This window comes from Streptomyces sp. NPDC046557 (genome assembly GCF_040645975.1).
In the GTDB taxonomy this organism is placed as follows: domain Bacteria; phylum Actinomycetota; class Actinomycetes; order Streptomycetales; family Streptomycetaceae; genus Streptomyces.
Genome location: NZ_JBEYZH010000008.1, coordinates 56,909 through 70,306 on the forward strand (window position 1 = coordinate 56,909; position 13,398 = coordinate 70,306).

Genomic DNA, 13,398 nt, shown 5'->3' on the forward strand with positions numbered 1-13,398 from the left:
TTTGCACAAGGCGCGGCCTACGATAGGGGCCGTGTTGAACCCCCTCGCCTTCCTCGCCCGCCGCTGGACCCCGTCACCCCGGACCGTCCGCCGGGCCGCGTTCGCCGCGCTCCTCATGAGCGTGGCCATCGTGGTCACCGGTGGCGCGGTGCGGCTGACCGGATCGGGTCTCGGCTGCGACACCTGGCCCAAGTGCACCGGCGACAGCCTGATCGTCACCCAGGAACAGGGGTTCCACGGGGCGATCGAGTTCGGCAACCGCATGCTGACGTACGTGCTCTGCGCGGCCGTCGGCTGGTGCATCCTGGCCGCACGCTCCGCCAAGCCGTGGCGCCGCTCGCTCACCAAGCTCGGCTGGCTCCAGTTCGCCCTCGTGATGGGCAACGCGGTCCTCGGCGGCATCACCGTGCTGACCGGACTGAACCCGTACAGCGTGGCCGGGCACTTCCTGCTCGCCACCTCCCTGCTCACGGTCACCACGGTCACCTGGCAGCGCACCGGCGAGGGCGACTCCGCCCCCCGGCCCCGGGTGCCCGCGCCGGTGCGCAGGCTCTCCTGGGCGCTGGTCGCGGCCACCTTGGTGCTGATCGCGGCGGGCACGGTCGTCACCGGTTCCGGCCCGCACGCGGGTGACAGCAGCGAGATCAAGCGGATGCCGTTCGACTGGGCGACCACCGCGCACGTCCATGCCGTCTCCGCCTGGGTGGTGTGCGCCCTGGCGCTGGCCATGTGGCTGGTGCTGCGCGTGGCCGACGCCCCCGTCGACACCCGGGCGCGCGCCCGTGACCTGCTGATCGTGCTGCTGGCCCAGGGCGCCGTCGGTTACGTGCAGTACTTCACCCACGTGCCCGAGGTGCTGGTCGCCGTGCACATGCTCGGCTCGTGCCTGGTGTGGATCTCGGTCCTGCGTGTGGTGCTGAGCCTGCGCGAGCGGTCGCCGGAGCGGGCGGGCATCCCGGCGCAGGGCGACAGCCGGCTCTCCTCCGTCTGAGCAGCGCGGGCCTGCCCGACCCCGCGCGAGCGGGTCAGGCCCGTTCGTCCAGCCGGTAGACGCGGCGGGCGTTGCCCGCCGCGATCATCGCCGCCACCCGGTCCGCGTCCCGCCAGGACCAGGCCCCGTCGCCGACCCACCCGCGCAGCACCCGGCCCAGCGCCTCGCGGAACGCCAGGGCGCCCACCGCGTGCAGCTCGGGCACCTGCCGGCCCCCGCTGGAGAACAGCAGCTTCCCGAACGGCGTGAGCTCCAGCAGCTCGGCGAGTACGGAGGCGGCCCCCGGGCCGGTCCGCGCCAGGAACGGTCCCAGGTCGGCGTGCACGTGCGCGAACGCCTCGGCCAGCCGGGCCGCGGCGCGATGGTGCGGGTAGCCGCCGAGCAGCACCAGCGGGGCGCCCAGCCCCTCTGTGGCCCGTACGAAGCCGGTCAGCAGCCCGGGGTCGGCATGCTCGGGCCGCTGCCCCGGTTCCCCGGCGCCGGTGTGGAGCTGGATCGGCAGCCGGGTCGCCACGGCACTCCACAGCAGGTGCCGCAAGAGGACGGGGTCGCGTACGGCGCCGCCCTTGGTCCGGCCGGCCAACCACCGCCCGGCGGCCCCGCGCACCTCTCCCGGGCCGGGTGGCTCCGGGTATTGGGCCAGGGCGGCGGGATATCGGGCGTCGGCCCCGCAGGTGAAGGCGACGGCCCCGGCGGCTGCGTGGTGGACGGCCTCCGCGAGGTTGGCGAGGAAGGCGGCGACGGTCCCGGAGGTGTCGGCGACCTGCTCGGCCAGCGACTCCAGCCGGACGATCTCGAACGCCTCGGCGTCCGCCGCGCGGGCCAGCTCCTTGGGCGGTGTGAGGTCGCCGGGCACCCCGGTGTCGACGAGGTAGGCTCCGACCCCGGCGCCCCGCAGCAGGAGCCGCCCGGCTTCGGCGACACCGAGCTCGCGCCGCCGGGCGAGGTAGCGGGCGGGCGGGCAGTGGGGTTCGAGCCCGAGCAGCGGCGGACACCAGCGGCGCACGGCGAAGCCGGTCTGCGTGTCGAAGAAGGTGGTGCCCGCGGCGGGCGGTCCGGCCGAGCGGATCAGCTGGGCCTCGAAGGTGCCGAGGCCCAGCTCCGTGCGGAGCACTCCCTGGCAGTGCTGGTCCACCAGGGGCGGCGTTTCGATCATCCGGGCATCCCGTTGCGGACGTGAGGAAGCGGCTTCCACACGTCCTAACGGGTGAGCGGCGCCCCAGGTGTTGCTCGCGCGCTTGACCGAGCCGGCCCCGAACGGGCCACCGAGCCCTTGGAGGTGTCCGGCGGATCTTGGCCGGACACCCTAAAGCTGGATCCCCGCCATGCGCGACCACTCGTAGGGGCCGGTCTTCACCCGGGCGGCGAACTCTCCGTCGAACTCCTCGTGGAGGGTCAGGCCCGCCTTCTCGGCGGCCTGCTCGGCCACCGCGTAGGTCGGGGCGACCAGGTCGCCCCAGCCGCCGTCCGTGCCGACGAGCACGATCCGGGTGCCGGCCTGGCCGATGTGCGCGAGCTGCCCCTCGGCGCCGCCGTGCCGCGCGGCGAACGCGCCGATCTGCTTGGCCAGCTTCGCGGCCTTACGGTCCTGCTTCTTGGTGTCTGCGGTGTCCGCGGTGGTGTCTGCCATGGACGGCATGCTACCGGTGAGTAATCAACGGAGGAAGGGATCCACGGCCACGGCGACGAAGAGCAGCGACACATAGGTGATCGACCAGTGGAACAGCCGCATCTCCTTGAGCTTCGCGCCCGTCACGCCGGCCTTGGCCCGCGCGTTCAGCGCGTGCGCCTCCCACAGCCACCAGCCGCCGGCCAGCAGCGCGACCGAGGTGTAGAACCAGCCCGTGTAACCCAGCGGCGTCAGCAACAGCGAGACGGCCACCATCACCCAGCTGTAGAGGACGATCTGACGGGCCACGACCTTGTTGCCCGCGACGACCGGCAGCATCGGCACGCCGACCCGCGCGTAGTCGTCCTTGACCTTCATCGACAGCGGCCAGTAGTGCGGCGGCGTCCAGAAGAAGATGACGAGGAAGAGGATGACCGCGGCCCAGGAGACCTCGTTCTTCACCGCCGACCAGCCGATGAGCACCGGCATGCAGCCCGCGATGCCGCCCCAGACGATGTTCTGGGCGGTGCGCCGCTTCAACAGCATCGTGTAGACGACGACGTAGAAGAGGAGTGCGCCGAGCGAGAGCGCGGCGGACAGCCAGTTGATCAGCAGGCCGAAGAACAGGGTCGACACGACGCCGAGGGTGATGCCGAAGACCAGGCACTCGCGCGGGCTCACCATGCCGGTGACCAGCGGGCGCTGCGACGTACGGTCCATCAGCGCGTCGATGTCGCGGTCGATGTACATGTTCAGCGCGTTGGCGCCGCCGGCCGACAGGTATCCGCCGAAACAGGTCGCGAGGACCAGCCACAAGGACGGCACGTCCTGTTCGGCGAGGAACATCACCGGCACTGTGGTGATCAGCAGAAGTTCGATGATCCGCGGCTTGGTCAAAGCCACGAAAGCCATGACCCTGGCCCCGAACGGCCGGTGACCGGGAGGGCTCCCCAGCACCCCCGCTGGACGGGATTCGACGGCCGTCACACGCACCCCTGACAGAGAATTCAGCAAGCCGCGGGCAGGAGGCCCGGCAATGCTCGCACGTACCACGCCACTCTAGACGTTGCCCTCACCCCGCCCGGCGCCGGGGTCGCCTCGTGTTGGGCCGATCGGCCCGAGCGCAGGTGAACACCTGTGGCCGACAAGGCGACGCACTGCCGGCTCTCGAATAGTGGCACGCCGTCTCGGGGGTAGGCTCGGAATCGCGCCGGTGCACCGTTCGTCACCGGGAAACAACATGTGGAGAGGAGCCCTGACTCACGGTGAGCACCAAGCCGACCACCACAGAGCTCGAGTGGACCGAACTGGACCAGCGGGCCGTCGACACCGCCCGCATCCTGGCCGCCGACGCGGTCCAGAAGGTCGGAAACGGCCACCCGGGAACGGCGATGAGCCTGGCCCCCGCCGCGTACACCCTGTTCCAGAAGGTCATGCGCCACGATCCGGCGGACCCCCAGTGGGTCGGCCGCGACCGTTTCGTGCTCTCCGCGGGGCACTCGTCCCTCACCCTCTACACCCAGCTCTACTTCGGCGGCTTCGGCCTGGAGCTGGACGACCTCAAGGCGTTCCGGACGTGGGGCTCCAAGACGCCCGGTCACCCGGAGTACGGGCACACGGCCGGCGTCGAGACCACGACCGGCCCGCTCGGCCAGGGCGTCGCCAACGCGGTGGGCATGGCCATGGCCGCCCGCTACGAGCGCGGCCTGTTCGACCCGGACGCCGCCCCGGGCGCCTCCCCGTTCGACCACATGGTCTACGCGATCGCCGGTGACGGCTGCCTCCAGGAGGGCATCTCCGCCGAGGCGTCCTCACTGGCCGGTCACCAGAAGCTCGGCAACCTGGTGCTGCTGTGGGACGACAACCACATCTCCATCGAGGGCGACACGGAGACGGCCGTCTCGGAGGACACCCTCAAGCGCTACGAGGCGTACGGCTGGCACGTCCAGCGCGTCGCCCCGAAGGAGAACGGCGACCTCGACCCGAAGGCGCTGTTCGAGGCGCTCAAGGCGGCGAAGGCCGAGACCCGGCGTCCGTCCTTCATCGCGATGCGCTCGATCATCGCCTGGCCGGCCCCGGACGCCCAGGGCACCGAGGCCGCGCACGGCTCGGCCCTCGGTGACGACGAGGTCGCCGCCACCAAGCGCGTCCTCGGCTTCGACCCGGAGAAGACCTTCGAGGTCTCCGACGAGGTCATCGCGCACACCCGCAAGGCGCTGGACCGCGGCCGCGAGGCCAAGGCCGCCTGGGAGAAGGACTTCTCCGCCTGGCGCACCGCCAACCCGGAGCGCGCCGCCGAGTTCGACCGCATCGAGGCCAACGAGCTGCCCGCGGGCTGGGAGGACAAGCTCCCCGTCTTCGAGCCCGGCAAGGGCGTCGCCACCCGCGCGGCCTCCGGCAAGGTGCTCCAGGCGCTCGGCCCGGTCATCCCGGAGCTGTGGGGCGGCTCGGCCGACCTGGCCGGCTCCAACAACACCACCATCGACAAGAACTCCTCGTTCCTGCCGGAGGGCAACCCGCTGCCGGAGGCCGACCCGTACGGCCGCACCATCCACTTCGGCATCCGCGAGCACACCATGGCCGCGTCCATGAACGGCATCGCGCTGCACGGTCACACGCGCATCTACGGCGGCACCTTCCTGGTGTTCTCCGACTACATGCGCAACGCCGTGCGCCTGTCGGCGCTGATGCACGTGCCGGTCACCTACGTGTGGACGCACGACTCGATCGGCCTCGGCGAGGACGGCCCGACCCACCAGCCGGTCGAGCACCTCGCCTCGCTGCGCGCCATCCCGGGCCTGAACGTGGTCCGGCCGGCCGACGCGAACGAGACCGTCGTCGCCTGGCGCGAGATCCTGCGCCGCCACACCAAGGTGTTCGGCAAGGGTGCCCCGCACGGTCTGGCGCTGACCCGGCAGGGCGTGCCGACGTACGAGCTGAACGACGACGCCGCCAAGGGCGGGTACGTGCTGTTCGAGGCGGAGGGCGGTGCGCCCGAGGTCGTCCTCATCGGCACCGGCTCCGAGGTCCAGCTCGCCGTGGGCGCCCGCGAGGCGCTGCAGGCCGAGGGCATCCCGACCCGTGTGGTCTCGATGCCGTCCGTCGAGTGGTTCGAGGAGCAGGACCAGGCGTACAAGGACAGCGTCCTGCCGCCGTCCGTGCGGGCCCGTGTCGCGGTCGAGGCGGGCATCGGCCTGACCTGGCACCGCTACGTGGGTGACGCGGGCCGCATCGTGTCGCTGGAGCACTTCGGCGCCTCGGCCGACGCGAAGGTGCTGTTCCGTGAGTTCGGCTTCACCCCCGAGGCCGTGGCCGCCGCTGCCCGGGAATCCATCGCAGCCGCCGCGCGCTGACGCCCGTATCGACCAGTAGGAGATGCAATTCCCATGACAGACGCACTCAAGCGCCTCTCCGACGAGGGCGTGGCGATCTGGCTGGACGACCTGTCCCGCAAGCGCATCACGTCCGGCAACCTCGCCGAGCTGATCGACCAGCAGCACGTGGTCGGTGTCACCACCAACCCGTCGATCTTCCAGAAGGCGATCAGCCAGGGCGACGGCTACGACCAGCAGCTCTCGGACCTCGCCGCCCGCAAGGTGACCGTCGAGGAAGCCATCCGCATGATCACCACGGCGGACGTCCGCGACGCCGCCGACATCCTGCGGCCGGTCTTCGACGCGACCGAGGGCCAGGACGGCCGGGTCTCGATCGAGGTCGACCCGCGCCTCGCCCACCACACGAAGGCGACCGTCGCCGAGGCCAAGCAACTGGCCTGGCTGGTGGACCGCCCGAACACCCTGATCAAGATCCCGGCGACCATGGGCGGCCTGCCCGCGATCACCGAGGTCATCGGCCGGGGCATCAGCGTCAACGTGACGCTGATCTTCTCGCTGGAGCGCTACCGCCAGGTCATGGACGCCTACCTGGCGGGCCTGGAGAAGGCCAAGGCCGCGGGCCTGGACCTCTCCAAGATCCACTCGGTGGCCTCCTTCTTCGTGTCCCGCGTGGACACCGAGATCGACAAGCGCCTGGACGGCATCGGTACCGACGAGGCGAAGGCCCTCAAGGGCAAGGCGGCGCTCGCGAACGCCCGGCTGGCCTACGAGGCGTACGAGGAGGTCTTCTCCTCCGAACGCTGGGCCGCCCTGGACAAGGCGCACGCCAACAAGCAGCGCCCGCTGTGGGCCTCGACCGGCGTGAAGGACCCGGCGTACAAGGACACCCTGTACGTGGTGGACCTGGTCGCGCCCGGCACGGTCAACACCATGCCGGAAGCCACCCTGGAGGCCACCGCCGACCACGGTGAGGTCAGCGGCGACACCATTCGCGGCACCTACGGGCAGGCGCGCGCCGAGCTCGACGCGATCGCGAAGCTGGGCATCTCGTACGACGATGTGGTGCAGCTGCTCGAGGACGAAGGCGTCGAGAAGTTCGAGGCGTCGTGGAACGACCTGCTGAAGTCGACCCAGGCGGAGCTTGAGCGCCTCGCCCCCGCGGAGGACTGAGTATTTTGTCGGTGAACGGAGCGAACCCGCTTCGTGACGCACAGGACCGGCGGCTCCCGCGCATCGCGGGGCCGTCCGGCCTGGTCATTTTCGGCGTTACGGGTGACCTGTCGCGCAAGAAGCTGATGCCCGCCGTCTACGACCTCGCGAACCGCGGCCTGCTGCCCCCGGGCTTCTCGCTGATCGGGTTCGCCCGCCGCGAGTGGCAGGACGAGGACTTCGCCCAGGAGGTGTACGAGGCCGTCAAGCAGCACTCGCGCACCCCCTTCCGCGAAGAGGTCTGGCAGCAACTGGTCCAGGGCTGCCGGTTCGTCCAGGGCGAGTTCGACGATGACGCGGCCTTCGAGACCCTCAAGGCCACGATCGAGGAGCTCGACAAGGCGCAGGGCACGGGCGGCAACTTCGCCTTCTACCTGTCCGTGCCGCCCAAGTTCTTCCCCAAGGTGGTCCAGCAGCTCAAGGACCACGGTCTGGCGCAGAAGGAGGGCTCCTGGCGGCGTGCCGTCATCGAGAAGCCCTTCGGCCACGACCTCAAGAGCGCCGAGGAACTCAACAAGGTCGTCCACGAGGTCTTCCCCCGTGACGAGGTCTTCCGGATCGACCACTACCTCGGTAAGGAGACCGTCCAGAACATCCTGGCACTCCGCTTCGCCAACACCATGTTCGAGCCGATCTGGAACCGGTCGTACGTCGACCACGTACAGATCACGATGGCCGAGGACATCGGCATCGGCGGCCGGGCCGGGTACTACGACGGCATCGGCGCGGCCCGTGACGTCATCCAGAACCACCTGCTGCAATTGCTGGCGCTCACCGCGATGGAGGAGCCGGGCTCCTTCCACCCCAAGGCGCTGGTGGCCGAGAAGCTCAAGGTGCTGACCGCCGTGGAGCTCCCGGAGGACCTGGGCAAGCACACCGTGCGCGGCCAGTACTCGGCGGCGTGGCAGGGCGGCGAGAAGGTCGTCGGCTACCTCGAAGAGGACGGCATCGACCCCAAGTCGAAGACCGACACGTACGCGGCCATCCGGTTGGAGATCAACAACCGCCGTTGGGCGGGCGTCCCGTTCTACCTGCGGACCGGCAAGCGCCTGGGCCGCCGGGTGACCGAGATCGCGGTCGTCTTCAAGCGGGCCCCGTACCTGCCGTTCGAGTCGGGCGCGACCGAGGAGCTGGGGCAGAACGCCCTGGTCATCCGGGTCCAGCCGGACGAGGGCGTGACGGTGCGTTTCGGCTCGAAGGTTCCGGGCACCTCCATGGAGGTCCGCGACGTGACGATGGACTTCGCGTACGGCGAGTCCTTCACCGAGTCCAGCCCCGAGGCGTACGAGCGGCTGATCCTCGATGTCCTGCTGGGTGACGCGAACCTGTTCCCGCGCCACCAGGAGGTCGAACTGTCCTGGAACATCCTCGACCCGATCGAGGAGTACTGGGACAAGCACGGGAAGCCCGCGCAGTACCCGGCGGGCACCTGGGGGCCGGTCGAGGCGGACGAGATGCTCGCACGAGACGGACGGAGCTGGCGCCGGCCATGAAGATCGATCTTACGGAGACCACCTCCAGCAAGATCAACGCCGCGTTGGTGCAGGCGCGCCGGGACATCGGCACGCCGGCCATCGGCATGGTCCTCACGCTGGTGATCGTGACCGACGAGGAGAACGCGTACGACGCGCTCAAATCAGCCAACGACGCGTCCCACGAACACCCTTCGCGGATCATCGTCGTGGTCAGGCGGGTCAGCCGCTCCCCCCGCAGCCGTCGCGACGCCCGGCTCGACGCGGAGCTCCGCGTCGGGGCGGACGCGGGCACCGGCGAGACGGTGGTGCTGCGCCTGCACGGTGAACTGGTCCACCACGCCCAGTCGGTGGTTCTCCCGCTCCTCCTGCCCGACGCCCCCGTGGTCGTCTGGTGGCCGGAGGGGGCTCCGACGGACCTTGTGGGCGACCCGCTCGGTGTGCTCGGTCAGCGCCGGATCACGGACACGTACTCCTCCGAGGACCCCATCGGCGCCCTCGGTGCCCGGGCGGAGGCCTACGCGCCTGGCGACACGGACCTGTCCTGGACCCGGATCACACCTTGGCGCTCGATGCTGGCCGCCGCCCTGGACCAGCAGACGGTGTCGGTCGTCTCCGCCACCGTCGAGGGCGAGGACGAGAACCCGAGCTGCGAGCTGCTGGCCATGTGGCTGGCGGACCGGCTGGACGTGCCGGTGACGCGCACTCTGTCCCAGGGCCCGGGTCTGACCGCCGTACGCCTGGAGACCAGGGACGGCCAGATCGTCCTGGACCGCGCGGACGGCGCCCTGGCGACGCTGTGCATGCCGGGTCAGCCCGACCGGGCGGTGGCGCTCAAGCGCCGTGAAACGGCCGAGCTGCTGGCGGAGGAGTTGCGCCGGCTGGACCCGGACAACACCTACGAGGCGTCGCTGAAGTTCGGTGTGACCCGGCTGGAGACGGCGCCGGGTCCGGTCGCCTCCGCCCCGGCCGCCGAGGCCCCCGCGGCGACCGGCGCCCAGATCGCCGGCGCGTCCGCCGACGCTCCGGCGGCGAAGAAGGCCGCCAAGTCCGCAGCGAAGAAGGCCGCGGCCAAGCAGTGACGTTCCACGGCCGCCGGTCGGGCCCCCGCACGGGGGTCCGGCCGGCGGCCGTTCCCGTTCCGTCCGGCGTCGAGGCGTCCGGCACGAGCAAGAAGGCGGCACGCACATGGGTATGACGACTCCGCAGGTCGTCGTCCACCGGGACAAGGAGCTGATGGCCCAGGCCGCCGCGGCCCGGCTCATCACGAAGGTCGTGGACGCGCAGGCGGCCCGCGGCAGCGCCTCGGTGGTGCTGACCGGAGGCCGCAACGGCAACGGGCTGCTCGCCGCGCTCGCGGCGGCCCCGGCCCGGGACGCCATCGACTGGTCCCGACTGGACCTGTGGTGGGGCGACGAGCGTTACGTCCCCGCCGACGACCCCGAGCGCAATCACGTCCAGGCCCGGGAGGCGCTGCTCGACGCGGTCCCCGTCGATCCGGCACGGGTCCACGTGATGCCGGCCTCGGACGGCCCGTACGGGGCGGACGTGGACGCGGCCGCGGCGGCCTACGCCGAGGAGCTCCGCCAGGCCGCGGGGCCCGAGGACCACGGCCCCGTCCCCCGTTTCGACGTCCTGATGCTGGGCGTGGGCCCGGACACGCACGTGGCGTCCCTGTTCCCGGAGCACCCTGCGGCGCGCGAGAGCGACCGCACGGTGGTCGGGGTACACGGTGCGCCGAAGCCGCCGCCGACCCGGGTCTCGCTGACCCTCCCGGCGATCCGGGCCGCGCGTGAGGTCTGGCTTCTCGCGGCGGGCGAGGACAAGGCGGGCGCGGTGGCCATCGCGCTCGGCGGCGCTGGGAGCGTTCAGGCCCCCGCCTCGGCCGCGTACGGGCGTAGCCGCACCCTGTGGCTGCTGGACCGCCCGGCGGCGGCCAAGCTGCCGCCGGGCCTCTACCCGCCGGCCTCGGCCTGACGGGTCACCCCGGCCTGACGGGTCACCCCGGCCTGACGGGTCACCCCGGCCTGACGGGTCGCCCCGGCCTGGCGAACGGCTCCCGGACGGCGGTGGCGAGGGCCCCGGGCCCCCGCCCCCGCCGCCGTCACCGGGTCAAGACCGGCCGCGCAGCTCCCGGTAGGTGGTGACCAGCGCCCGGGTGGACGGGTCGAGATCCTCCAGGTGGGAGCCGTCGACCAGGGCGGGCTCGATCCGCTTGGCCAGCACCTTGCCCAGTTCCACGCCCCACTGGTCGAAGGAGTCGATGTTCCACACCGCGCCCTGGACGAACACCTTGTGCTCGTACAGGGCGACCAACTGGCCGAGGACCGCCGGCGTCAACTCGTCCGCCAGGATCGTCGTCGTCGGGTGGTTGCCCCGGAACGTCTTGTGCGGGACCAGCGCCTCGGGAACGCCCTCCGCCCGCACCTCCTCTTCCGTCTTGCCGAAGGCCAGCGCCTGGGTCTGCGCGAAGAAGTTCGCCATCAGCAGGTCGTGCTGGGCCTTCAACTCCGGTTCCAGTTCCGCCACCGGACGGGCGAAGCCGATGAAGTCCGCCGGGATCATCCGGGTGCCCTGGTGGATCAACTGGTAGTACGCGTGCTGCCCGTTGGTGCCGGGCGTGCCCCAGACGACCGGGCCGGTGTTCCAGTCCACCGGGTTGCCGTCCCGGTCCACGGACTTGCCGTTGGACTCCATGTCGAGCTGCTGCAAGTAGGCCGTGAACCGTGAGAGGTAGTGGCTGTAGGGCAGCACCGCGTGCGACTGCGCGTCGAAGAAGCCCCCGTACCAGACGCCCAGCATGCCCAGCAGCAGGGGCGCGTTCCGCTCCGGCGGTGCCGTACGGAAGTGTTCGTCCACGGTGTGGAAGCCGCCCAGCATCTCCCGGAAGGCGTCCGGGCCGATCGCGATCATCAGGGAGAGTCCGATGGCGGAGTCGAAGGAGTAGCGGCCTCCGACCCAGTCCCAGAACCCGAACATGTTGGCCGGGTCGATGCCGAACTCCTCGACCTTCTCGGCGTTGGTCGACAGGGCCACGAAGTGCCGTGCCACCGCGGCGTCTTCGCCGCCCAGTCCGGCCAGCAGCCAGGTGCGCGCCGAGGTCGCGTTGGTGATGGTCTCGATCGTCGTGAACGTCTTGGAGGCGATGATGAACAGCGTCTCGGCGGGGTCGAGGTCCCGTACCGCCTCGTGCAGGTCGGCGCCGTCCACGTTGGACACGAACCGCACGGTCAGGTCGCGGTCGGTGAAGGCGCGCAGTGCCTCGTAGGCCATCGCCGGACCGAGGTCGGAGCCGCCGATGCCGATGTTGACGACGTTCTTGATGCGCTTGCCGGTGAACCCGGTCCACTCCCCCGACCCGACCTGCTCGGAGAAGGCGGCCATCTTGTCGAGGACCGCGTGGACGGCGGGGACGACGTTCTCGCCGTCCACCTCGACCACCGCGTCCCGGGGGGCCCGCAGGGCGGTGTGCAGGACCGCCCGGTCCTCCGTCGTGTTGATCTTCTCGCCGCGGAACATCGCGTCGCGCAGCTCGGCCACGCCCGTGGCCGACGCCAGGTCGCGCAGGAGCGCGAGCGTCTCGTCGGTGACGAGGTGCTTCGAGTAGTCGATGTGCAGGTCCCCGACCCGCAGGGTGTAACCGGTGCCCCGGTCCGGATTCGTCTCGAACAGCTCCCGCAGATGCGTCTGACCCAGCGCTTCCCGGTGCTTGCCGAGTGCCGACCACTCGGGCGTCCGGTTGAGCCTCGTCCTGCGGCTGTCTGCGTTCATCTCGGACATCAACCCACTTCTTCCGTCCTGTTGTGCCCCGCCACGCCCCAACTTAAGGGATGCGAAGGGGGACAACGCGCACAAAGGGGCCCGGCCCGCGGGATTGTCTCTTCCGCGGGCCGGGCCCCAAGTCACTCTCCAGTGCGACGGCGTGGGCCGACTCTCAGATCTCGCCCCGGAGTTTGGCGAGCGCCTCGGCGAGGATCGCCTCGCCGTCGGCGTCGGTACGCCGCTCCCGCACGTACGCCAGGTGCGTCTTGTACGGTTCGGTGCGCGGCGGCGCCGGCGGGTTGTCCCGGTCCTGGCCGGCGGGGAAGCCGCAGCGCGGGCAGTCCCAGGTGTCCGGCACCTGCGCGTCGCTGGCGAAGCTCGGCTGCGTCTCGTGCCCGTTCGAGCACCAGAAGGAGATGCGCAGGCGGGGCGCGGACTCGCCGCGCTCGGCCTCGCCCATCGGCCCCGCTCCGACCCGACTTCCACGGATCGCGTTGCCACTTGCCACGGTCGTAACTCCCTGCCTGATGGTGCCGCGGAGCGTGAGGGGTATTCCGCTGCGGGCGCCCAAGTCTACGTAAGGCCGGGCGGCCGTCCTGCAACTGGAGGGGGCGCCCCCGCAGGAGCCCATGATAGGCCGGAGGGGGCGTACCGGACCGGCACAATGGCCGGAACGGTCGACTTCGGGCTTACTTCCTCAGCAGGCCCAGGGCGACGATGCAGGCGAACCACAGCAGACCGATCACGACGGTGATGCGGTCCAGGTTGCGCTCGGCGACCGAGGAGCCGCCGACCGACGACTGCATGCCGCCGCCGAACATGTCGGAAAGGCCACCACCCTTGCCCTTGTGCATCAGCACGAGCAGCATCAGCAGGGCGCTGAAGACGATCAGGGCGATCGAGAACCCCAAAATCACGGCTGATTCCTACTTTCTGGCTTTTCCGGCTTTCCGGTTCCGCTGGGAGGTGCGCGGGGGCCAGTGGCCGGCAGTGCGGCCTCCTGGCCCCCGCAAGGGTACG

12 protein-coding genes are annotated in these 13,398 nt (G+C 70.9%); 6 read left to right on the forward strand and 6 right to left on the reverse strand.

Annotation, left to right across the window (positions count from 1 at the left end; translation table 11 throughout):
* The first annotated feature begins 22 nt into the window (after positions 1 to 22).
* On the forward strand, positions 23 to 991 hold the full coding sequence (locus ABZ934_RS17285) for a COX15/CtaA family protein (RefSeq protein WP_361313838.1): 969 nt from the start codon (positions 23 to 25) through the stop codon (positions 989 to 991).
* Between the two features lie 34 nt (positions 992 to 1,025).
* Here the strand turns inward: ABZ934_RS17285 and ABZ934_RS17290 are convergent, their stop codons facing one another.
* The 3 genes from ABZ934_RS17290 to ABZ934_RS17300 all read right to left on the reverse strand — a co-directional run bounded on the left by ABZ934_RS17290 (position 1,026) and on the right by ABZ934_RS17300 (position 3,587).
* Complete coding sequence (locus ABZ934_RS17290) at positions 1,026 to 2,147, reverse strand: amidohydrolase family protein (protein WP_361313489.1); 1,122 nt, start codon at positions 2,145 to 2,147, stop codon at positions 1,026 to 1,028.
* Positions 2,148 to 2,297: 150 nt separating this feature from the next.
* A complete protein-coding gene (locus ABZ934_RS17295) occupies positions 2,298 to 2,621 on the reverse strand; it encodes a hypothetical protein (RefSeq protein ID WP_361313492.1) in 324 nt (107 codons plus the stop codon).
* A 24-nt stretch (positions 2,622 to 2,645) separates the two neighbouring features.
* Complete coding sequence (locus ABZ934_RS17300) at positions 2,646 to 3,587, reverse strand: heme o synthase (protein WP_361313495.1); 942 nt, start codon at positions 3,585 to 3,587, stop codon at positions 2,646 to 2,648.
* A 278-nt stretch (positions 3,588 to 3,865) separates the two neighbouring features.
* On the opposite strand from ABZ934_RS17300, the gene tkt reads away from it, so the two are divergent.
* The 5 genes from tkt to pgl all read left to right on the forward strand — a co-directional run bounded on the left by tkt (position 3,866) and on the right by pgl (position 10,593).
* Positions 3,866 to 5,953, forward strand: a complete 2,088-nt coding sequence (gene tkt, locus ABZ934_RS17305; protein WP_361313498.1) for a transketolase — start codon at positions 3,866 to 3,868, stop codon at positions 5,951 to 5,953.
* Positions 5,954 to 5,986: 33 nt separating this feature from the next.
* Entirely contained in the window at positions 5,987 to 7,105 is a 1,119-nt protein-coding gene (gene tal / locus ABZ934_RS17310) for a transaldolase (RefSeq protein ID WP_361313501.1), read from the forward strand.
* 2 nt (positions 7,106 to 7,107) lie between these two features.
* Positions 7,108 to 8,637, forward strand: coding sequence for a glucose-6-phosphate dehydrogenase (zwf, locus tag ABZ934_RS17315; protein WP_361313841.1), 1,530 nt, complete (start codon positions 7,108 to 7,110; stop codon positions 8,635 to 8,637).
* A complete protein-coding gene (gene opcA / locus ABZ934_RS17320) occupies positions 8,634 to 9,698 on the forward strand; it encodes a glucose-6-phosphate dehydrogenase assembly protein OpcA (protein WP_361313504.1) in 1,065 nt (354 codons plus the stop codon). The genes zwf and opcA overlap by 4 nt, the downstream gene beginning before the upstream one ends.
* Before the next feature lie 112 nt (positions 9,699 to 9,810).
* Positions 9,811 to 10,593: a 6-phosphogluconolactonase gene (gene pgl / locus ABZ934_RS17325; RefSeq protein ID WP_361313843.1), complete on the forward strand. Its 783-nt coding sequence runs from the start codon at positions 9,811 to 9,813 to the stop codon at positions 10,591 to 10,593.
* A 135-nt stretch (positions 10,594 to 10,728) separates the two neighbouring features.
* On the opposite strand, the gene pgi is transcribed toward pgl, so the two are convergent.
* From pgi to secG, 3 genes are all read right to left on the reverse strand, one after another.
* Positions 10,729 to 12,387 carry a glucose-6-phosphate isomerase gene (pgi, locus tag ABZ934_RS17330; protein WP_361313846.1) on the reverse strand — a complete coding sequence of 553 codons (1,659 nt, stop codon included), beginning with the start codon at positions 12,385 to 12,387 and terminating at the stop codon, positions 10,729 to 10,731.
* A 163-nt stretch (positions 12,388 to 12,550) separates the two neighbouring features.
* Positions 12,551 to 12,886: an RNA polymerase-binding protein RbpA gene (locus ABZ934_RS17335; RefSeq protein ID WP_007263454.1), complete on the reverse strand. Its 336-nt coding sequence runs from the start codon at positions 12,884 to 12,886 to the stop codon at positions 12,551 to 12,553.
* 181 nt (positions 12,887 to 13,067) lie between these two features.
* Complete coding sequence (secG, locus tag ABZ934_RS17340; RefSeq protein ID WP_190182709.1) at positions 13,068 to 13,289, reverse strand: preprotein translocase subunit SecG; 222 nt, start codon at positions 13,287 to 13,289, stop codon at positions 13,068 to 13,070.
* Between the last annotated feature and the right edge of the window lie 109 nt (positions 13,290 to 13,398).